Genomic DNA, 21,195 nt, shown 5'->3' with positions numbered 1-21,195 from the left:
CTCAAGGCCGGTATGACTGTATAGAGTGAGTATATTTGAAGTGAAAAAGGAGCGTGTTTGTAGCGAGAATACTCTGTTTATATAACCCCAGAACCTCGGTTCGACGTACTTCACCCTCGCCAAAAATTCTGTGCCCTACTCACCACAGCTAAAGCCCGCTGGTAGTTCACCTTGCGGGCTTTAGTAATACTTAGTTACCCCTTGGCAAACTTAGCGCGTGCGGCGTGGAGCTTTTTGTAGCTATCGATTAAGCGCAGGTGCTTGTCCAGGCCTTCCAGTTGCATGTTGGTTGCTGTCAGGCCATAGAATTTCACGTCGCCGTTGATTGAGCCAATCACGGCGTCCATAACTTCTTTGCCGAACATGCGGGTAAAGCTGTGGATATAGTCTTCAATTTCCAGCTCTTCGTCTAACGCTACTTCCAGCGTCGCGTGCATTGCCTGGTAGAACAAGCCGCGTTCAACGGTGTTGTCGTTGTATTGCAGGAAGGTTTCGACCAGCTCAATGGCCGCTTCAATGTCGCCCAGCGCCAGATAGATCAGGATCTTCAGCTCTAAGATGGTCAGCTGACCCCAAACCGTGTTTTCATCGAACTCTACGCCGATCAAAGTGATGATGTCGATGTAGTTATCAAGTTGGCTTTCTTCCAGGCGGTTAACCAAATCGGCCAGCGCTTCGTCTTCCAGCGAGTGAATGTTCAGAATGTCTTCGCGGTACTGCAGGGCTTTGTTGGTGTTATCCCAGATTAAGTCTTCGGCCGGGTAAACCTCTGAGTAACCAGGTACCAGAATACGGCACGCTGTGCCCATATCGGTAAACTCAGCAATGTAGGCTTCTTTACCTAAGTCTTTCAAAATGGCGAACAGTTTGTCGCACTCTTCTTCGTTGGTACCCGTGAAGTCCCACTCCACAAACTCATAATCGTGCTTGGCACTGAAGAAGCGCCAGGAGATCACACCAGTAGAATCAATGAAGTGCTCAACAAAGTTCTCCGGCTCAGACACTGCCATGCTGTTAAAGGTCGGTTTTGGTACGTCGTTCAGACCTTCAAAGCTGCGGCCCTGCAACAGCTCGGTCAGGCTGCGCTCCAGCGCAACTTCCAGACTTGGGTGGGCACCAAAAGAGGCAAACACACCGCCGGTTTTCGGGTTCATCAGGGTCACACACATGACCGGGAACTGGCCGCCCAGAGAGGCGTCTTTTACCACAACCGGGAAGCCCTGCTCTTCAAGCCCTTTAATGCCCGCTACAATGCCCGGGAACTTGGCCAGTACGTCTTCAGGTACGTCCGGCAGCACAATTTCCTGTTCTATGATCTGCTTTTTCACTGCACGCTCAAAGATCTCAGACAAACACTGCACTTTGGCTTCAAACAGGTTGTTACCCGCGCTCATGCCGTTACTCAGAAACAGGTTTTCAATCAGGTTGGACGGGAAGTAAACCGTTTCACCATCGCTGTGACGGGTGTAAGGAATAGAGCAAATCCCACGCTCCACGTTGCCCGAGTTAGTGTCTATCAGGTTTGAGCCGCGCAGCTCGCCTTCCGAATCGTAGATTTCGCGCGTGTAGCCGTCGAGGATTTCGCTTGGCAGTTCATCGTTATTACCCGGTTTAAACCACTTTTCATTGGGGTAATGAACAAACTCAGCGCTGGCAATTTCTTCACCAAAGAACTGATCGTTATAGAAAAAGTTACAATTCAAACGCTCAATAAACTCGCCCAGTGCTGAGCACAGCGCGCTTTCTTTAGTGGCACCTTTACCATTGGTAAAGCACATCGGTGATGCTGCATCACGAATGTGTAAAGACCAGACGTTAGGCACAATGTTACGCCACGACGCCACTTCGATTTTCATGCCCAGATCAGACAAAATGCCGGTCATGTTGGCGATGGTTTGCTCCAGTGGCAAGTCTTTACCCAGAATGAAAGTGCTGGCATTTGAATCGGTGTTTACCATCAACATAGCCTGTGCATCATCATCCAGGCTCTCTACCGCTTCAACCTGAAACTCAGGACCGGTCTGGATCACTTTTTTCACAGTACAGCGGTCAATAGAGCGCAAAATGCCCAGACGGTCTTTTTCAGAGATGCTCTCTGGCAGCTCTACCTGAATTTTAAAGATCTGGTTATAACGGTTTTCGGGGTCAACAATGTTGTTCTGTGCCACGCGGATACCGTCGGTCGGAATATCCCGCGCATTACAATACACTTTCACAAAGTAAGCCGCACACAGCGCAGACGAAGCCAGAAAATAGTCGAACGGGCTGGGGGCTGAGCCATCGCCTTTATAGCGAATAGGCTGGTCGGCAATGACAGAAAAATCGTCGAATCTGGCGTCAATTCGAAGATTATCGAGATAATTTACTTTGATTTCCATGGGGAAGGTTCCGGTGTATTGCAATCGAAAACCCACATTGTACTTGAGGTTGCAAGGCGGCGCCAATGCTGATGCAACAAATCTACAAACCGAAGTAAATTAAGTCGCTAAATGCCTGTTATTAGATGCACAGGCATGTTACTTTCTTGGCAATTAAACTCATCCAACAACACACGAGATAACAAGGATTTATTATGCGCAGCTATGTGTGGTTAGCACTTGGTTTAGGGCTGTTCTCAGGCTCAGCTTTGGCATCTAACATGGGCTTTGGCGTCACTCTTTACGGTGGCCAAAACAGCAGTCAGGATTTACATACCAGTCAAAACCAGGTCGTGGATCTGGCTGACGAAATGCATTTTGGTATCAGCTTTGATCGCTATTTGGATAAAAAGCGCTACGGCTTTTTTTACAGTATGGTCGAAACCGAATTCGAGGATTCCCCTATCTACAAGGTGGATATGGAGTATTTGATGTTTCAAAGCGCCATAGATGTGGACATTACGGATAATCTGGACAGCTACATTGGTGCGCAAATTGGTGTGAACAAGGTCACCCCTAACTTCGAAGAGCCCGACCACTTTTTTGCCGCGGGTTTTTATGGCGGTCTTAAATATGATTTGGGTGCCGGGTTCAGCGCTCTGACAGAGTTACGCTGGCTGGCTTCGTCTATCAAAAACTCCTCTAAGGTTAGCTGTAATGGCAGCGACGAGGATGTCTGTGCGTGGCATTTTGACGGCGATGTGCTCAATCAGTTCCAGTTAAACATTGGTCTGACTTACCGCTTTTAACCTATTCGGCCGGCGTTATTTTGTCGGCCAGTTCTGTCACCACGCATGACGTATGTGTGCCTCTGAAAACTGCTCTGGATGCGGTTCTACTGGCCGTCCGCTCCTGAGTTACCTTTCACTGCTAAGTGGTTCCCGGCTCGCTGGCCGGGATGACTGAACAGGCCGGGAATTAAAGCGGTTTAACTTAAAAATCGACGAGTTCTGTTACAAGATAGGATTCACAATCCAGACATGCCCATTCGCAAGCTTTCATGCGTTTCATCTAATCACCTTGCACTTAATACATGAGGCGGGGTCATTTTTGCGCCTGAAAAACGTTCACCTCCACAGTATTACAATGCAGCCTTAAGGTGCTCAATAAACAACCTGGTTTTACGGGGGGTATAGCTGGCCTTGGGGTAATAAGCCCAGAGTTGTTTTACCTCAGAGCGAATATCCGGCAAGATGGGGACCAGTGCCCCGGAGCTTAGTTCCCGTTCAATATAGCTTGGCGCGATAAATAACAGACCTATTCCCTGCACAGCGGCCTTTAAAATGGCATCCAGATGATCGGTCACAAAATTATAATTTGTGAATTCAAACAGCCGGCCATCTTCCAGCACTACCCCACCAATTTTGTGATAATAGCTGCTCAGCAACATTTTGTGCTGTGTCAGATCGTCAACGCTGGCTATCTCATCACAGCGTGCCAGATATTCAGGCGCACCGAATAACTGCATCTGATAGTCAAACAAACGAGTGCCTTTGTGAGACACGGAATCAAATGACTCATTGTACCTGGTGATCACCACATCGTGCTGAAGATCAGGTGGCTCTCCTGGTGCCAGAACATTCAGATGAATCGTGATCTTCGGGTATTGCGCCAGAAACTGCTCTATTTTAGGCATTAACACACTACTGCCCACCGCCTGTGTGGCGGCAATCTTCAGGCTTCCCTGGAGCTCGCATGGTTCAGACTGAGCGCTTTCAACCAGTGCTTCAAATTGCGCCAGCCAATCTCTGGCACGAGGAAAAAAGTGCTGTCCTTGCTCCGTCAGATTAACCTGCCGGGTGGTGCGAATAAACAAACTTTGTCCCAAGTGCCTTTCCAGCCAGTCAATGCGTTTGCTCATAGCAGACGCTGATACACCCTGATGTTCCGCCGCTTTAGTAAAGCTTCCCAGCTCCGCCAGAACGCAAAAACTCCGTGTTGCCGTTAACCAATCCACTTAATTGATTCCTTATAGGAAATAGTATTTTAATTATTACCTTATTTTTAGGACAATGAAAGCGGCGTATAGTGCGCAGGTCTAATCAACCTCAGAATGGAGCGCAAGTGCATCTGTTGACCTACCTTTCGGTATTACTTATGTCCTGCTCGCAGCTGGTCAGTCAGGTCTATATGCCTGTTCTACCCGATATTGCAGATAGCCTGTTGCTATCAAATAGTATGAGTCAGGCCATGATAATCAGTTACTTTATTGCGCTTGGTGCGGCGCAACTGGTTGTCGGTCCGCTTCGCGATAAATACGGTGATCGGCCATTGTTCATAGCCGGGCAAGTGATCTTGCTGACCGGTACGCTGTTATGTGCCGTAGCACCTGACAGCAGTACCTTTTTAATTGGTCGAATATTACAAGGCGCAGGCTCCGCGTCACCGGTGTTGATAAGCCGCACTTTACTGGCCCAGCATCTATCTGGCGCAAAGCTCAAAAGTGCCATGGCGACGGTGGCCATCTCAGCCAGTGTCACAGCCATAGTTGCTCCACTGCTGGGTGGCACATTGAGCAGCTGGCTTGGATGGCAGGGGCTGTCTGTCGTGCTTGCAACTTATTACCTGTTTATTACGGTGTTTGGCCTGAGCCTGCTAAAAGCAAACAAGCCTCAGTCATTGGCTATAAACCCGCTAAGCCTGCTCCGACACTACCAAAGTATGGTCAGGTGTCAGGTGTTTCTCTCTCTGGCCAGCCTAAAATGGGTACCTACCTTTTTGTATTTAACGCTCCAGCTGCATTTGCCGTTCTTACTTCAGGATCGTTTTGGCTTTACCACCGGTCAGACCGGGCAAGCCATGATGCTACCTATGGTCGGCTTGTTATTGGGCGCGATATTCGCGAAGGTTTTGCAGCACCACGTGAGTTATCTCAAGATTGTTTTATGGCTTTGGCCGGCATTATTACTCAGTGCGTTGACTTTTGTGCTGGCCAGCGACAGCGCACTTGCCATACTGCTGGCGTATGCCGCTATCATGCTGGTGTTTGGCGGGTATTTTCCCAGCTACATGCACTTAATCGGCTTGCTCTACCCCAATCAGGCGGGTACGGCAAATGCACTGGTCGGAGCCATCGAATTATTGATTTTTTCTGTGGTAGCCTGGCTGGTTAACCAGTGGCTGACGGACAACACACACACCATCGCCCTGTTGATCGTATTGTGCGCCGCACTGCTGTTAATAAGCTGGCAAACCATACGCACTCAGCGACCTCACTTTGAACACATTTAAGGACGTTATTTTTGGGATCAGTTATGTTCGATAAACTCTACTTTAACACTCCCCGCCTCGAGATCCGCCCGTTACAACAACAAGATCTGCACGCCGTTTACGAGAGCAGACGTAACCCGGATACATCCAGATATATTGGCGAGCCGGCCACATTGGCAGATGCTCAGAGCCGCATTGACCAGGCCAACGCCCCCTGGCAGGCAAAGGAACATGAACGGCTACTGTTGGCCATTATCAGACGCGAAGACAATGTTCTGGTCGGCGAACTCATGTATAAGTTTTTGTGTCACAACGCTAAAACGGCTGAAATAGGGTATCGCCTGAACGAGAAATATATCGGCCAGGGCTATGCCTTTGAGGCTGCAAACGCGCTTATAGAGACTGCCTTTACGCAGTTCGGGTTAAACAAGATCTGTGCATTCTGCGCGGTTGAAAACCAGGCTTCCTGGCGCCTGATGAAAAAACTGGGCATGCAGCAGGAGGCACATTTACGCCAGCACTTTAAGTTCAGCCATGGCTACTGTGATGGCTATATGTATGGTCTGCTGCGCAGTGAGCATAAAATGGCAGCAACGGCGTAATGCCAATTTCACTAAATACCTGTTCAATTTGACGGAGCAAATATTACGCTAACGGCGTTAAAAATTTCTCATTTAGAACCTTTACCTAAGGTATAAGTTCGCAAATTTTTGCCTCGCCTATATGGATGTAGGTGCCTCAGCGGTAGCAGGACGCGGGAGCGGTGTTATCGACAATATTTTCTCGCCCCAAAATAGAACACTTAATTAAGCAAATTGGTATAAGAAACGAAAAAGGCTCCCTTATCAGGAGCCTTGGCTCATGGAAGGATCCATGAAGACTGTTGCGTAAAAAAATACAAAATTGGGAGTGTGCCTGTGTTATGTCAGGCAGTTACAGGCGAAACTCCTGCTTAGACAGTTTGCCATCGCCATTGCTGTCGAGTTTATCGAATTCAGAACTCAATTCCGTTGATACTGCCGCTTCCGACTTACTGATAAATCCATCGTCATTTTTGTCGAATGATGAGAATGTGCTTGCGGCATGTGCACCCAGGCTGGCCATCATCAATACTGCTGTGATCATGAGTTTGTTCATACTTAGCTCCTTAGCGTAAGGTTTTAAGGTGTATTAGGTGAATTTGGGGAAGTAGCGCGAAACGCGCCACTTAATTTATTCTGTTACTGACGAAATTCCTGCTCTGAGAGCTTGCCGTCACCATTGACGTCAAGCTTGTCGAAGATGACTGTTAACGTTTCTGAGCCTGCCGCTTCAGATTTTGAAATAAACCCATCACCATCGGCATCAAAGGATGAAAATGAGCTGCTTGCTGCATGTGCGCCCAGGCTGGCCAGCATCAATACTGTGCTTAACATAAGTTTGTTCATCATAATTTCCTCACTAAATTGGCTTAAAAGTGACTAAATTCTTTGGCGCTCAGCGCACCGTCGCGATTTCTGTCCAGGCGTCTGAACGCCTCAGCTACCTGAGGGACCTGTTTCGCTTCTGACATACTGACCAACCCATCGCTGTTGGCGTCCAGAAGCGCAAAATCTACCTCAGAGGCAAACGCAAATGCGCTGGTGAGCATACCGATTGTCAGTGCAAATACATGTTTTAGCTGCATAATAGCTTCTCCTGTATAAGCATCTATTAGTTATTGAAGCCTGAGAATTCACTTCTGCTCAGCTGACCATCGCCATTGCTATCCAGATCTTTAAACTGTCCCATCAATCTGGGATTTGCTTTTGATTCACTCAGACTGATAGTGCCATCACCATCTGTGTCATACTTTTCGAAGTCGCTGCCTGCAATCGCACCGGTTGCCAGTACAGTCAGACCCAAAGCCGCAATCATTGTCATAGATGTTTTCATGTTACTTTCCTTCTGTTTTTGAATGTTTGCTGTTAATTCAGCTGCCGAGAAACCGCTTGGAGTTTGTTGGCTGCGTTTGACATGACTATTCCAACTTTGGTGCCAATTTAATTTTGTTCATTTATTTCATGAACTTACATTTTTATGGGTAAAAAAGTTCAGGTGGGATTAAGGCGGTTTGTTGCTAAATGGCAACACTGTTTAACCTGCGTTTTTGGCTCAACTATAAAAATCAACAAGTTACGTCTGTTGCTATTTGGCAACAGCGAACCAAAAACGCCCACAATAGCAAAGTCATTTATGCAGCAAGCCAGTTCAGGACAGCGCTCTTCCAAGCCACTCCAACAATTTTTTTCTCAGGCACTTTGGAAGCAGGCACTGATGGCACTGTTGCTGGCCCTGGTCCCTCTGTTATTGCTTACTCTGTGGTTTATTCAGTCGGTCGCCTACCAGCAGCAACAGGTTCAAAATATTTACTCGAATAATCAGAAGGTTATATCGGAGTTCAATGAGCTACGAAATGCCCTTATGGCGCTCGAAAAAGCCCAGCTGAACAATCAGCTGCTACAAAGCGAAAAGCTGCAAAAAAGTATCAACGAAAACTGGCACAAGCGTAAAAATGCGCTCAAAACACTGCTGATCACACTGGAAAAAAGCGCAGCCGTTGCAAATTGGCAACAGGCCCAGGCTCCCGACAGTAAAACCTTGTCAGCCATGGTCGCAGTTCTGGCCCGTGAGTCACAATCGCTACAGCAGGCCCTCGACAAAACGCTCGACGAAGCGCTGGCACAACAAAGTAAGATCCGCCAGCGCTTTTTAATCGGACTGAGCATGCTGTTACCTATCCTGATTGGACTCAGTATCTGGCTGATCAAACGGATCTCCCGCCAGTTATTTCAGCTGGAGAAGGCCATTGCAGTTGTTGGTGACGGTCAATTTGCTACTCCCATTCGATTATCGGGAAGCCATGAGTTCACACAGTTGGGGGAACGTCTTGAACAGGTTCGCAATGAGCTGACCGCCAGCAAGCAACAAAAAGAGACCTTTTTGCGCCATGTATCGCACGAGTTAAAAACCCCGCTGGCCTCCATCAAAGAAGGCACTGAGTTACTCAATACACCTCACTTGGGGCAGCTTAACGACAAGCAGCGGCGCGTAACCGGCATTCTGAGCTCCTCAGTGACAAAGCTCACTCAACTGATTGAAGATCTACTCACATTTAGCGCTGCCAGCCATCCGCATAGTCAACAGGCGCGTTGTAGCGCCCTGGCAATCAAAGAGCAGCTTGAGGAGCACTTTGCACAGCGACTACAAGGCGCAGGTATTCAAATTGACTGGCGCTTTAACCCAGCGCTCACTCAATTGCCCGAAATGCCTGTCAAACTGGCACTGACACACCTGCTTGGCAACGCCATTCAGTATACCAAGACCCAAATCAGCATAGATCTGACAGACACGCCAGACCACTGGCAAATCAGTATCCGTGATGATGGACCCGGGCTCGACCCACAAGAAGCCAATCACCTGTTTAAACCCTTTGTCAGAGGCAAACACAGTGACCCGATTGCAGGCAGCGGACTGGGACTGGCCATTGTCGAGGAATGTGTGAACCAGATTGGTGGCCAGTTAGGGTGGCAAAATACCCACCCGGGCTGTGAATTTAGTTTAACTTTGCCAAAACAAGGAATAAGCAAATGAGAATCCCATTGTTGAGCTTAGTGCTCGTTGTCAGCCTGAGTGGCTGCCAGTTGAGTCCCAATGCACACAAAAGTAGCTTTATCGGGCCAAGCAAAACGGTGAGTCCGGACTATGCACCACTGACAGTTCTGCTCAAACGTTATTTACAGATATGCCAGCAGGCTTTGCCTGCGAAGCATAACAAATCGGAGCGCTATATCGGTCAGGCTGCTATAGAAACCTTTATGTACGACTACTGCAACACAGTGTCGACTACCAGGCAGTTGCGGGCAATTACCGCCATAGAGCAAAGCCAACCCTGGCCACAGCACTATCATCTGTGGTTTAGCACGCTTAAACAACAGTCACAGGTGCTGCGGGGACAAAAAATCCGCCTGCATCGCAGCAACGCAAAACTAACCCAGATCCAATCACAACTGAGCCAAACCAGTCAGGCACTAATGACGCTCAAACAAGAGCTGGTCGACATAGAGCAACAAAGGCTTCAGGACGTGCCCCTGGTTGAGTCCCCTCAAGCACCTAAGGAGCAACAATAATGTCTTATGCAGAAAGTGATATCACGGATCCTCAGCCCGCAACGCGCAGCATCTCCATTTTGCTGGTAGACGACGACCCGGCCCTGAGCGAGTTGCTGGCAATGCGGCTGGAAAGCCATGGTTTTGAGGTTGCACTTGCCAGTAGTGGTCATGCGGCATTGCGACAACTTGCAAATACGTCCATCGATTTGGTGCTCACAGACTTGCGTATGGATAATATGGACGGTCTGGCCCTTAACCAGAAATTACAGGCGAACTACCCGGGCCTGCCCGTGATCATGATGACCGCACATGGCTCCATCCCCGATGCCGTTGATGCCATTCAGCAGGGGATCAGCGCCTTTATCACTAAGCCTATCGACAGTGATGAACTGCTTGCAGCCATCAACAAAGCGCTGCCTGAAAAAAGTACGTTACACGCGCCAGATCCAGATAATTTCCACGGTTTGTACCACCAAAGTGCGAGCATGCGCCAGCTGGTGCAACAAATCAAAGCCATCGCCCCCAGTCAGGCCAACATTCTGATCCAAGGAGAAAGCGGCACGGGTAAAGAAGTGACGGCTCGGGCTATTCATCGCGCGAGCAGCCATGCTGAGGGACCATTTATCGCCATAAACTGTGGCGCCCTGCCCGCGCATCTGCTGGAATCTGAATTATTTGGCCATAAGAAAGGGGCGTTTACCGGTGCAATTACAGATAAACAGGGACTGATCCAGGCCGCCGATCAGGGCACATTATTACTGGATGAAATCGGGGATATGCCGCTCGACTTACAGGTAAAATTGCTGAGAGTCTTGCAAGAAAAAACGGTTCGTCCAATCGGTGGGCAGCATGAGCAAGCCGTTAATGTTCGGATCCTCTCGGCAAGCCATAAAAATATTGCTCGGGCCGTGAGTGAAGGAGCGTTCAGAGAAGACCTTTACTACCGGCTTAACGTTGTGCAGTTGTCTCTGCCAGCACTCAAAGATCGTGTTGAGGACATTCCCTTGCTCGCTAGCCTGTTCTTAAAGCAACTCAGTAAAGCACCCAAGCGCCTCTCGCCGGATGCTGTCACTGCACTGTTAAACTATGCCTGGCCCGGTAACATCCGCCAGTTACACAATGTGATTGAGTATTGTGTGGCAATGACGCCTGGTACTCATATTCCAGAGGACAGCGTGCTCAATGCCTTGCCAGCACAGGATGACCGCCAGGCGTTTGTCGGCCTCAATGATGCCAAACGGCAGTTTGAGCGAGATTATATACTTAAGGTGCTGGCCTTGTGTCAGCATAATGTGCCGCAAGCCGCTAAACTGGCACAACGAAACCGCTCTGACTTTTATAAGCTAATGAAAAAACACGATATTAAATAGTTTAGTAAAAACATTTGATTAATTATTATGCATGCGTTTAAATAGCTATGGAGGACGCAAGGAGCGCCTATACCATTTGATAATGGATTTGCTTGGATGCTGGTTACGCCTGGCAAGCATTATTAGTCAGGGACAGCATCATTTCTATCACTATTTAACAGGGTTACAGCATGAAAATAAAAGTAAAAAAAACGAGTTTGAAGCGCCTGACGCAGTCTCATTCACTGCCACAGCAAGCTACCCCACAAGTTGGTGGTGGCGAAGCAACAGCGTCTTTATCTGGCAAAATCTGTGACATGTTTTCGTTATATCACTATTGTCCCAGGTGATCCGCTAGCATCGTCGCATCAATGTAGAGGTCTGCTTTTAGAGCTCTACATCGATTGTAAAGGGGTCAACCTTTTGCCACTTCTCTCTTGTTCAGCCGCACGAAGTTTGTAATATTAATTCAAAGCCCATAAATTGGGCTAATTCGGAGCAATCTGCTTCGTTCACAACTACACTATTATTACAATAAAAACCGAGGTGGTTGCCCATGAGAATGCGTAAAAAGCTGATTTTAAGCTTTGTAATGACCGTTATCATTCCAATTCTTGCAATATCCATCATGAGTATCTCGCGCACCAAACAAGAGTCACTGGACCGATTCTTAGAGACGTCAGTCAACGAGATACGACAAATAGAAAATGCATTTATCATCTTCTTTGAGCAGATGAAAAGTAATGCCCGATTCTTAGCGCAAAGTAAAACCGTGCAATCCGTCAACAAAGACACAACCACCTATTTTGGTGCAGAGAAAATGATGACGCCGGAGGCCTCAGGTCAGGCAGAAGCAGAAATTTTTGACCTGTACACCACCTTTGGCAAAACTCACCCCGAGTTGCTATTCGTTTATCTGGGTACTCGTGATGGTGGCTTTATTCAGTATCCTGCTGAGCCTTTAGGCAACTATGATCCGCGTAAAAGGCCCTGGTATCAGCAGGTCAGCTCCAATCCATCTCAGGTGGTGATCACTGAGCCTTATCAGGGCGTTACCGGACAGGCAATGGTTTCCGTTGCTACCGGGATCATGAAAAACGGCCAAATGCTCGGCGTTCAATCGCTGGATGTGACCTTGTCGACACTGACCGATATTGTCAGCAACATTAAACTGGGCAACACCGGCTATTTGTTGTTACTCGACAATCAGGGCACTGTGCTGGCAGACCCCAAAAACGCCGAAAATAACTTTAAAAACATTCGTGATTTGAGTGACGCCCGATATCAGGCTATCCGAAACGCGGGGGGTGAACCTTTCATTACACTGGAACACCAGGATAAAACCTTCAATGCCAAGTTTTATCGCTCTGAGGAACTCGGTTGGACCTTTATTGCTATCATTGAAGAAGATGAGATCCTCACCTCGTCTTACAACATGACTTACAGCATCAGCATCATCGCAGTGATAATGCTGGCTTTGTTCGTCGTCATCGCCATTGTGCTGGCCAACAAAATTGTCTACCCCATAGAAATGGTTTCAGATGGCCTCAAAGAAATAGCTCAGGGCGAGGGCAACTTATCTAAACGACTACAGGTGATAGGTAATGATGAGATCAGCGAGCTGGCAACCTGGTTTAATCAATTTCTAAACTCAATAAATGCGCTGGTTAAGGACATCCAGAACAACGCCAGAACACTCAATGGTGAAGCGCAAACTTCTCAGTCACGGATAAACGACATCCGGGACCAGTGCCGCCATCAGGAAAAAACCTCACAAACCGCCACGGATACCACGCAATCCATGGCGAGTATGGCGATGACGGTCAGTGATAACTGTGGCGATGCACTCAACGAAATTTCGACCACAGAACAACACACTCAAACCGGTAACCAAATGATCCAAAGTACAGTGACTCAAGTGGCCAAACTCAATGATTCACTTGGCGATTCGGCCACCGCCATGAGTAAGCTCGAAAACGAAAGTAATAACATCACCAACATTTTGGAGGTGATCCGTACCATTGCCGAGCAAACCAACTTACTTGCTTTGAATGCAGCCATTGAAGCCGCTCGTGCCGGCGAACAAGGCCGTGGTTTTGCTGTCGTGGCCGATGAAGTACGAACACTGGCTCAGCGTTCTCATGATGCAACCCAGGACATTGAACAAGTCCTGACTAAACTGATTGAACAAACCCGCAGTGTTTCTGAGCGCATGACCGCCAGTGTTGATGAGTCTAAGCAAGCCATCGAACAGTCGGAACTGGCTCATCAGGCATTCGACGACATCGCCAGCTCGGTCTCTCGCGTTAAGACCATCATTGCTGATATTTCCCGTCAGGCCAACGCTCAGGGTGAGGCCGCCGAGGAAACTCAGTCTCGTATCCAGGGCGTCAGTCAGTCGGTGCAGCAAGTGGGAGACTCAGCCGATGCTCTGCATGCCGGGGCAACGCAATTAGTTGAACTGGCAAATAACCTTGACCAACTGGTGGACAGATTTGATGTTGACGACTGAGCTGGAGATTTCACATACACCGCCCGCAGCCACTGAGTTCAGCGCGCTGCGCGCCAGTATCGGTTGGCAAAACCCACCTTCTGAGCAAGTTGCAGCCAGTATTGCAGCTTCACTGTACTGGGTGCAGTGTCGCAAGGGGCAGCAACTGGTTGCGTGTGGTCGGGTAGTTGGCGATGGATATATGTACTTTTACATCCAGGACGTCATTGTGCACCCGGATCATCAGGGGTGTGGACTGGGCCATATCGTTATGGATAACATTGAGCAATACTTATCGACACATTGTCACAATGGCGCAACCGCAGCATTGCTGGCGGCACACGGCAAAGAAGCTTTCTACCAGCGCTACGGCTACGCATTGCGTGATGGCCAATCGCTGGGGCTGGGAATGTGTAAGTTTTACTGAGTTCGTAAAACGTATGTATCACTCCCGCAACCCACTGAGCTTGGCAATAGCCTTCGCGAATACCAGAGGTTTTCGCGAAGGCCCGCAAGCATTAACGCGTAAGGATTGTACATTCAGCCGGTACCGCTAAATCACGGCACAGAAATCCCCGGATCTGCCCTTGATTAATGATCAAAAACTCTCTGGCCTGGTCGCTCAATTCGCTCCCCTCAAGAAACAGCCTGATATTTCGCTGACTGCCTGTTGCAGTCAGACTGCTCAGGTTATTGTCTGCAAAATATATCTCTGTGTTTTCCATGCCATCAGGCAGGTGCAGTTCAGTCACCTCAGTATTACTTATATCCAGGTGCTTAAATCGTGCCTCAAGTGCCAGTTGTGATATCGGTGTATGTTTTATCACTAAAGTGTGCAGCTCATTCAAAGACGCAATATCCACTTCCTCCAGCTGCGTGTATGACAAGTCCAGGGTATGTAGCCGAGAATTCAGTCTAACACCAAATTGCGTCAGAGGATTATGTGACAAATCCAGTGAATTCAGGTTCTGGGGACCCAAAGTCTCAAACGTCGACAACTGATTACCCGACAGGCTGAGAATATACAACCACGGATTATCCTCTGGTAAATTGACACTTGCTATCTGATTATCGTCCAGCCACAGACGGCGTAATTTAGCATCATCAGGCACTGTCAGCGAAGTCAGCTGATTCCCCTTGGCACTTAGGTGCTCAACGTGCGATCCATTCAGATCCAGCGTGGTTAAACGTGCGTTATCAATCTCTAACCAATCCAGCGCTGGCATGGTCGTTAACGCTATGCTGGTCAGTTGTGTGCTTGACAAGATAAGCTTTTTCAGCGGCACATTTCGCGCTGAAACAAAGTACTCAAGCGGCGTATGCTGAGCACTCAAGTGATATATTTCACGATTTTCGGTGATATCCAAAGCCGATAGCTGAGTATGGTCGAGTTTGGCGTGAGTTAGTTGAGGAAAACTGCTCAGCTCCAAATGACTCAGAGGCGTGTTGTCCAGCCACAGCTTTTCGACTGGCAAAGTCGCATCCACAAAAGTAATTTCTTCCAGCTGACTGTTGCTTGCCTCGAGCGAGGCCAGGTTTTGTAATCCGCTGAGATCCAACCGACTTATTGCACTGCCAGACAGGTCGAGCCTGGTCAAACTTGTTTGCCCACTCAGTGCCAGACCAGCCGGGCCGCCTTGTGTTATGGACAACGAGGTCAATGCACTCTCTTGTGGCAAGGTGAGTGCTGTAAGCTCAGGCAACGCAAGGCTGAGTTTCTCTAAACCACTCATACCACTTAGGTCCAATTCTGTAATAGCAGTATCACTTAGTGATAACTCATTTATCTGAATCAGAGTATTAAGCTCGGCCAAGGCTGACGGGCTGATCTGTGCCGCATTACGCAGCTGCAAAGAAGTCAGCTGCGAAAACTGCGCCAGACCGGAAATATCCGTCAGTGTCAGATTATCTTGTCCATCGCAGGACAAATGCGTTCTAAACTCGATATGCCTGTCGGGAGCCTCATTGTATTGATCAACACAGGCACCCAGGAGCGGATCGGTCATTTCCAGCCGTGCAGATTGGCTGCCGAGCCAGGGTTCAAACCGTGCGCTGATGTGGCAAGCACTGGCAAGCCCCGGGCCGTAAAAATGCAACACCCGCTCATTTTCATAGTCAAAGGACAGATCACACCCAGATAAAGAGGACAATACCTGATCTTGCTGATATGAGATCTCAACACCTATCCGCCTGCCGTATAAGATGTAAGAACCGGATATGTCGGTTACAACCTCTCCGCCAGGACCCACATCTAATGTCACCTCATAGGCCGGTACCTCGTAGCGAAGAAAGTGCTGATCAGCTACTTGACAGTAATTGCCCCGCGTATAGCGACACACCAAAACCCCTTCGCTTGTGCTCTCTATGATTTCAAGCTGATATTGCTGTGCATCACCAAAAAGCAGTTTACCCTGCTCAATAGCAACCTCAGTGGCACCTTCTCCCTCAATAAACAAATACTGCTTGATGCCCTGTTCATGCTCTCGTTCAAAGAATCGCCAGTAGCGCGTTTGCTGTGCCGTTACTTCATATAAATAATTAGAAGAAGGCGTATCAATACCGACTTCAAGTTCAAGCTCAGCACGGAAAAATTGCGCTTCAAACTGTGTCAAACCGGGGTTGTTATCCAGTTCAAACTGGCGGATCACAGCTTCAGAATTGCTTAAGCTTTCATTGATCAGCACAAATAGCGTATCGTCTTGCTTACTGAGTACGGTGTACGTTTTGTGGTATCCCAATACACACTGAGGGTCATCGATACTGCAAATCGGATCGAACATCTCAAGCTCAGTGTTATACGCGGCAGACACAGATAAAGTCGAACCACTTACAGACGCCCGCTCTGCACCATTAAACTTACTGGTGCGGTATGTACCATCTGTATACAACTCAAAACCATCACTCTGATTCGCAGACTGATAGCGCCACTTACCTGCCAGTTGCGCCAGTTGCAGTGGCTGCGCTTCGCGCTTGATAAGCAAACCGGCACCATGTTGAAACCAGTCATTGTGATATCCCGAGCTGGTCTTCTTAACATCCTCAATCACGAACTGATAGCCCCATTTGGATTGACGAATTAATTTAAACTCGGCTATCAGGGTGCCAGATCGTGCAGACAGTCGCAGTCGGTTTTGCTCTGTCAGCGACCAGTTCAGTTCATGTTGTTGTGCCCAGGGAGTCTGCTCTCCCGCACGTAGCTCACCCGTGTGGTCAGCATTCAGGTTAAATAACAAGTGCTGCTGAGTATGTGTTTGCTGCGACTCGGCATACTCGCCAAAAGTCAGCGCCCATTGTCCTGCCAATACTTGTGGATCGATAGCAAGCGCTTCAAGGTCTTTAGCAAACTGGATCTGAGTCGTAAATACCGTGCGTTTGAACACAGTGTCATGGTGCCAGCTCAGATAAGCACCGTCCGGTTGATACTCAAATGCAAATCCTGTGACAATGTGCGTTTTGCCCTGGCCATCGCGCACAGACACGGTTCGGCCGCCATTCAAACGTGCAACATAGACAGACTCGCTCTGTTGGGTAATCGTAAAATCAACAACGTGTGTTCGGGTTGTCAAAGTGCCTGTGCCATTGCGATGGATATCCATATACCAGCTATGCGGGACATCTCCATTATTCACAAGCACGACATTCCTGCCAACATGTGGCGCGGTGCGCTTAAAGCTGGCGTTAATGGTGCAGCTCTGTTGGGGCTCAGTCACTGAATACAGTAAAGTGCCATTGTCGCTTTCTTTGAGCACGCCCTGGCAACCCGATATCTCGTCAAGCTCAAAGCCTTGCTCTGGTAAAGTCAAGATCTCAAAGCTTTGTTTATAGCGAACCGTATTCACCGAAGGCTGTATGGTCCCCTCACCCGACACCACATACTCAATATCCAGATTTGGGGCTAAAAACTGATAATAAAGTGAATTTGTCTCAGTACAGCTCTGCAGATCCAGATCTTCGCGTAAACACAAAGTGATACCCTGCTGATCTGCATCGGTCAGTGTTAAGTAACGTGTTGTGTTACGGTCAATTGTTTCAAGTTTAATGTCTTCACCGGCCATAGAAGCCCAGTACTTTTGCTCACCTATATAGATTGCCTCTGCACAGTAGGGTTGTGGAGAGAAAGGTTCGCAATGCTGACCTCCCTGCAGATGCACCACGCCTTGTTCAGTCAGGCCATATAAACTGGCTGTGCCAGCAAATGCACCGCTGCTGCTGGCCTTAAAAATGCCATCGGTCAATCGAGGTGTGCTCAGCACATCATCGCTTAACTCGAACACGTACAGATGACGTTTAGACACCTCAGCACTCAACGGATTGCTGGCCGTTGCATACTCCACCGCGATTAGGTCGTCCTGAACGCTTAGCAGACGATACGCGGCGGTTAGTTTGGCTTCGCACTGTAACAAAGATACATCACACCAGGGAGTATCTATACCTGCAAATTCAAAACGTTGCTGCACCAGCCTGCCGTCTTGTTTGTCGCCCCAAACATTGCGGCGCCAGAGGTAATGGTAGTGATTATCTTCATCAATGCTGAACACTTCGCTTTCACCTTGTCTGAAGAGCAGGTTCCAGGTGCGAGTGTAGTTAAGCTCGTCGAAACTGGTTTTTTGATGGCGTACCATCACGCCTGGCACCATGACTTTACCTTGTCCGGCGTCGTACTCAATCAGCAGCTGATACCCTAGGGGAAACTCTCTGAGTATGTACATGCGGTAAGGTGCAGTGTCCAGGGTAAGTTCAAGTTGCGCGCCCTGAAACTGCCAGTGTGTAAAATCAGTCGTAACACCCGACTCAACGCGCGCCGAGCCATCGCTAAACAGGTTTATATCATAGTGGTGTTCCTGGCTTGCAGGGTGAGCAAAACTCATTGACCATTGGCCAAAAAAGTCACTTGCTGAATACGCCGATATATCATCCACGGCTACCAAACGGGTGAACCATGGTGCACTCTGGCTGCCAGGTATACTCACGCTTGCAGCAAGGTTGCCATCCGGGTCTTTGCTCAGTGACAGATGCAATTGTTCAGCAAAATAATCAGGCTGCGCAGCAACCCCGTTACGATAGATGCCGAGTGACTGGCTGAGTGTAAGCAGGATATCTGACTCCACCTGAGACCAGTTAAAAGGTACGCTTGCAGTGGCGTTCAGTACACCGGTTCCGTCCTTATTCAATGTCAGCGACGCAGCAAAGCCATTGAAATAGCTCAGTTCACTCAACAAATAGCGGCCCTCAGGCACCGCTTTGGCAGGCTCGAACAAATTTGGGTTTTGGGCAACCTGATGGCGTACTCTGTCAGCGGCTTCACCATATTCACGCTGGTATTGACGTAACTGACGTTTGGTCGCGCGTAAATTTTTTGCCAGGGCGACAAGATCCGGATAACCATTGGGCAGGTTTAAATTTCGTTCAGACACGCGACTGAAGTCATAAAACAGCCCCGTTAAGGCGCGTTTTTCAGTCGGGTCCAAACTCGCACGCGCTTTACGCAATTGCTGCTGGGTGATTGGTAGCCCCAGGTTGCTTTGCAGTAGCGCAAATTCTGCGGTCGTTGCCGCGTTGATATTGACAGCAAACAACTCCTCTTCTGTCAGGACCTTGTCGTCCCCCCCAAGCGCAATCAGGTGCTTTACTTCCCCCAGCACAGAAGCCGCTGCACGCATGGGGTTATTCTCTTGATGTGCTGTTAATACAATCATGGCATTCGCTTGCGACTCATCCAGATCCAATGTCAGGGCGTAACGCCCTGCTTCATCGACTGCCACAGTCTGCGCAACGTCGTTGACCTGTGCGGTCACTCGGGTATTGCTGACGGGGAGTTCCTTAGCAAATACCTCACCTGAAATGGTCAACACATGCTTGCGCGCCTGAATTGTCAGCTCTGTCTGTGCCTGTACCTGATTACCCAGAGTATCTTTGACCATAAGACTTACTGTAACAGGTAAGTCTTCCTGAATATCAGCACTTTGTAACGTCATTTGCTCGCTAAGATCCCCTTCAGCACTTAGCAAGTCTTTACCGTTATGTGTCCAGGTATAGCTGGCTACCCGGTTATGAGGGTCATAAAGTTGTGCACTCAGGGTGAGAGGTTGCTGCTCTATGAGTGCCTGCGACCCCACGTTTATAGACACCTCTGGTAGGGCACGTACTGTTATATTTGTCTCTGTACGGCTTTGAGCACCGTCATCATCCGTCACGATGACAAATATGTTCAGCTTTGTATCCCGCCTAACGTCCATGTGGCTGAGTACCAATTCAGCCCCCGGATTGTCGCCAATACTGAGTGATACATCACCTTCGTAGCCCCAGTCATAGTGACTAATTACACCGTCAGGATCATTCGCTTGTGCGGTAATAGTCACACTTTGGTTTTCCATCACTTGCACTGGGGACACCAAGGTCACTTCGGGGGCACGATTTGGTAGAGGAAGTAACTTGACCAAATGGGTAGCCTGAGCCGACAGCGCCTGATCATCACTGACCACAAGCGTAAAGGTAACAGTCTGTGGTTCATTTATCTGTGGAACAGTAAAGCTAAGCTCAGGTGTATGAACGTTTGACAATTGCAGTGGCAGGCTGCTATCCGAAGACCATTGGTATTGACTAATCTTCCCATCCGGGTCGCTGGCATTCGCACTGAGTATTACAGTGTCTTGCACACGGGCTTGGTCAGCCCCTTCAATACTGACAATGGGTGCTTTATTTGGCTCGGAGTCTGATGGTCCGGTGCTGTTTGCAGCAAATGTGACAACGTGTGCAAACTGATAAGTACGCCCATGTACATCTTTCACCGAAAGGGTAAAAGTCACAACCACAGGTGAGGACAATGTAGGTGTTGCCACCGTCAACATTGCTGATTCTTGCCCTGAGAGGGTTAGCTCAAGCTCGCTGTCATGTTGCCACTGATAACTGACCACCTCCAGACCGTCAGCCTGCCCTTCAAATGTCACTGTGTCAGCATCTGTGACCTTTTCAGGACCGACTACTGAAACAGTCACCGACTCACCTGCTTTGAATACAATGGTATGACTGGCTTGCACTGTCCTGTCCAACTCATCCGTTACGGTTAACGTAAACACCGCATCGCCATCTGCTTCAATATCCTGGCTGGTTACAGTCAGACTCGACTGCGTCAGGTCCGATACGTCCAGCGCCAGTTCTGATTCATAATGCCATTGATAAGTTACTGCGCCAGAGGAGTTATCAACACTTGAGGTTAAGGTGTGCGAAGTTAATTCTGCGACTTCGTTATTACCTGTGACCTCAACGACCATCGGCTTTAAGGTGGGTTGCTGAGCTTCATTGCTACTGCTGCTACCACCACACGCAACCAGCGTATTTATAGTCAGAATAATAAAAAAGAGACGGGAAAAATAACGGAACGATTCCATGAGCTAAACTTAATCCTTGAAGCATAAGAGGGAAATAAATCCAGCCAATTATACCCTTTTAAGAAACAACTTCAAGATGAAAAGTTTATAAGCCAGTGATTACATTGACTTTTGTATGGTTCCCGATCAATGGTAGAAAATTACCCTGCGACTCTTTTAGTCAAAATACCCAATAACAGGCTTACAGACCATGGCTCATCATTATAAGCT

Annotated in this window: 16 protein-coding genes; 9 read left to right on the top strand and 7 right to left on the bottom strand. The window is 48.5% G+C overall.

The features are described 5' to 3' along the window. Positions 1-194 precede the first annotated feature (194 nt). Positions 195-2,378 (bottom strand): OsmC domain/YcaO domain-containing protein, encoded by a 2,184-nt coding sequence (locus NH568_RS11290; RefSeq protein ID WP_253047295.1) that lies wholly within the window; start codon positions 2,376-2,378, stop codon positions 195-197. 194 nt (positions 2,379-2,572) lie between these two features. Between NH568_RS11290 and NH568_RS11285 the strand changes: the two genes are divergently transcribed. Next, on the top strand, positions 2,573-3,166 hold the full coding sequence (locus tag NH568_RS11285; protein ID WP_253047289.1) for a hypothetical protein: 594 nt from the start codon (positions 2,573-2,575) through the stop codon (positions 3,164-3,166). A gap of 332 nt (positions 3,167-3,498) precedes the next feature. On the opposite strand, the gene NH568_RS11280 is transcribed toward NH568_RS11285, so the two are convergent. Continuing rightward, complete coding sequence (locus NH568_RS11280; protein ID WP_253047286.1) at positions 3,499-4,374, bottom strand: LysR family transcriptional regulator; 876 nt, start codon at positions 4,372-4,374, stop codon at positions 3,499-3,501. A gap of 140 nt (positions 4,375-4,514) precedes the next feature. On the opposite strand from NH568_RS11280, the gene NH568_RS11275 reads away from it, so the two are divergent. Continuing rightward, positions 4,515-5,648: an MFS transporter gene (locus NH568_RS11275; protein ID WP_253047283.1), complete on the top strand. Its 1,134-nt coding sequence runs from the start codon at positions 4,515-4,517 to the stop codon at positions 5,646-5,648. A 23-nt stretch (positions 5,649-5,671) separates the two neighbouring features. After that, positions 5,672-6,229 (top strand): GNAT family protein, encoded by a 558-nt coding sequence (locus tag NH568_RS11270; RefSeq protein ID WP_253047280.1) that lies wholly within the window; start codon positions 5,672-5,674, stop codon positions 6,227-6,229. A 331-nt stretch (positions 6,230-6,560) separates the two neighbouring features. Here NH568_RS11270 and NH568_RS11265 read toward each other — a convergent pair whose 3' ends face one another. From NH568_RS11265 to NH568_RS11250, 4 genes are all read right to left on the bottom strand, one after another. Next, positions 6,561-6,764, bottom strand: a complete 204-nt coding sequence (locus NH568_RS11265) for an EF-hand domain-containing protein (protein WP_253047277.1) — start codon at positions 6,762-6,764, stop codon at positions 6,561-6,563. Positions 6,765-6,847: 83 nt separating this feature from the next. Then, the gene (locus NH568_RS11260) at positions 6,848-7,054 is read right to left on the bottom strand and encodes an EF-hand domain-containing protein (protein WP_253047557.1); all 207 of its coding nucleotides are present in this window, start codon (positions 7,052-7,054) and stop codon (positions 6,848-6,850) included. Positions 7,055-7,077: 23 nt separating this feature from the next. Further along, positions 7,078-7,293, bottom strand: a complete 216-nt coding sequence (locus NH568_RS11255; protein ID WP_253047274.1) for an EF-hand domain-containing protein — start codon at positions 7,291-7,293, stop codon at positions 7,078-7,080. 26 nt (positions 7,294-7,319) lie between these two features. Further along, a complete protein-coding gene (locus NH568_RS11250) occupies positions 7,320-7,541 on the bottom strand; it encodes an EF-hand domain-containing protein (RefSeq protein WP_253047271.1) in 222 nt (73 codons plus the stop codon). Positions 7,542-7,685: 144 nt separating this feature from the next. Between NH568_RS11250 and NH568_RS11245 the strand changes: the two genes are divergently transcribed. From NH568_RS11245 to NH568_RS11220, 6 genes are all read left to right on the top strand, one after another. After that, on the top strand, positions 7,686-9,239 hold the full coding sequence (locus NH568_RS11245; RefSeq protein WP_253047268.1) for a HAMP domain-containing sensor histidine kinase: 1,554 nt from the start codon (positions 7,686-7,688) through the stop codon (positions 9,237-9,239). Next, positions 9,236-9,775: a hypothetical protein gene (locus tag NH568_RS11240; RefSeq protein ID WP_253047265.1), complete on the top strand. Its 540-nt coding sequence runs from the start codon at positions 9,236-9,238 to the stop codon at positions 9,773-9,775. The genes NH568_RS11245 and NH568_RS11240 overlap by 4 nt, the downstream gene beginning before the upstream one ends. Continuing rightward, a complete protein-coding gene (locus NH568_RS11235) occupies positions 9,775-11,127 on the top strand; it encodes a sigma-54 dependent transcriptional regulator (RefSeq protein WP_253047262.1) in 1,353 nt (450 codons plus the stop codon). The genes NH568_RS11240 and NH568_RS11235 overlap by 1 nt, the downstream gene beginning before the upstream one ends. Before the next feature lie 170 nt (positions 11,128-11,297). Beyond that, positions 11,298-11,456 carry a hypothetical protein gene (locus NH568_RS11230; RefSeq protein ID WP_171045324.1) on the top strand — a complete coding sequence of 53 codons (159 nt, stop codon included), beginning with the start codon at positions 11,298-11,300 and terminating at the stop codon, positions 11,454-11,456. 206 nt (positions 11,457-11,662) lie between these two features. Continuing rightward, positions 11,663-13,618 (top strand): methyl-accepting chemotaxis protein, encoded by a 1,956-nt coding sequence (locus NH568_RS11225; RefSeq protein WP_253047260.1) that lies wholly within the window; start codon positions 11,663-11,665, stop codon positions 13,616-13,618. Continuing rightward, entirely contained in the window at positions 13,605-14,024 is a 420-nt protein-coding gene (locus NH568_RS11220) for a GNAT family N-acetyltransferase (protein WP_253047257.1), read from the top strand. Before NH568_RS11225 ends, NH568_RS11220 begins: the two co-directional genes overlap by 14 nt. Positions 14,025-14,115: 91 nt before the next feature. Here the strand turns inward: NH568_RS11220 and NH568_RS11215 are convergent, their stop codons facing one another. Beyond that, positions 14,116-20,985: a hypothetical protein gene (locus NH568_RS11215; protein WP_253047255.1), complete on the bottom strand. Its 6,870-nt coding sequence runs from the start codon at positions 20,983-20,985 to the stop codon at positions 14,116-14,118. Positions 20,986-21,195: the final 210 nt, after the last annotated feature.

The sequence above is a fragment of the Pseudoalteromonas sp. XMcav2-N genome (assembly GCF_024124545.1).
Lineage (GTDB): Bacteria > Pseudomonadota > Gammaproteobacteria > Enterobacterales > Alteromonadaceae > Pseudoalteromonas.
The sequence above is the reverse complement of the archived record's forward strand: the minus strand, read 5'-3'. Positions and strand labels throughout refer to the sequence as shown.

What these genes read in the sequence shown, in the direction of transcription:
- NH568_RS11240 (WP_253047265.1), top strand. Translation starts at nt 9,236, where the DNA reads ATGAGAATCCCATTGTTGAGCTTAGTGCTCGTTGTCAGCCTGAGTGGC.
- NH568_RS11275 (WP_253047283.1), top strand. Translation starts at nt 4,515, where the DNA reads ATGTCCTGCTCGCAGCTGGTCAGTCAGGTCTATATGCCTGTTCTACCC.
- NH568_RS11270 (WP_253047280.1), top strand. Translation starts at nt 5,672, where the DNA reads ATGTTCGATAAACTCTACTTTAACACTCCCCGCCTCGAGATCCGCCCG.
- NH568_RS11245 (WP_253047268.1), top strand. Translation starts at nt 7,686, where the DNA reads ATGGGTAAAAAAGTTCAGGTGGGATTAAGGCGGTTTGTTGCTAAATGG.
- NH568_RS11255 (WP_253047274.1), bottom strand. Translation starts at nt 7,293, where the DNA reads ATGCAGCTAAAACATGTATTTGCACTGACAATCGGTATGCTCACCAGC.
- NH568_RS11220 (WP_253047257.1), top strand. Translation starts at nt 13,605, where the DNA reads ATGTTGACGACTGAGCTGGAGATTTCACATACACCGCCCGCAGCCACT.
- NH568_RS11285 (WP_253047289.1), top strand. Translation starts at nt 2,573, where the DNA reads ATGCGCAGCTATGTGTGGTTAGCACTTGGTTTAGGGCTGTTCTCAGGC.
- NH568_RS11290 (WP_253047295.1), bottom strand. Translation starts at nt 2,378, where the DNA reads ATGGAAATCAAAGTAAATTATCTCGATAATCTTCGAATTGACGCCAGA.
- NH568_RS11265 (WP_253047277.1), bottom strand. Translation starts at nt 6,764, where the DNA reads ATGAACAAACTCATGATCACAGCAGTATTGATGATGGCCAGCCTGGGT.
- NH568_RS11260 (WP_253047557.1), bottom strand. Translation starts at nt 7,054, where the DNA reads ATGAACAAACTTATGTTAAGCACAGTATTGATGCTGGCCAGCCTGGGC.
- NH568_RS11235 (WP_253047262.1), top strand. Translation starts at nt 9,775, where the DNA reads ATGTCTTATGCAGAAAGTGATATCACGGATCCTCAGCCCGCAACGCGC.
- NH568_RS11225 (WP_253047260.1), top strand. Translation starts at nt 11,663, where the DNA reads ATGAGAATGCGTAAAAAGCTGATTTTAAGCTTTGTAATGACCGTTATC.
- NH568_RS11230 (WP_171045324.1), top strand. Translation starts at nt 11,298, where the DNA reads ATGAAAATAAAAGTAAAAAAAACGAGTTTGAAGCGCCTGACGCAGTCT.
- NH568_RS11215 (WP_253047255.1), bottom strand. Translation starts at nt 20,985, where the DNA reads ATGGAATCGTTCCGTTATTTTTCCCGTCTCTTTTTTATTATTCTGACT.
- NH568_RS11250 (WP_253047271.1), bottom strand. Translation starts at nt 7,541, where the DNA reads ATGAAAACATCTATGACAATGATTGCGGCTTTGGGTCTGACTGTACTG.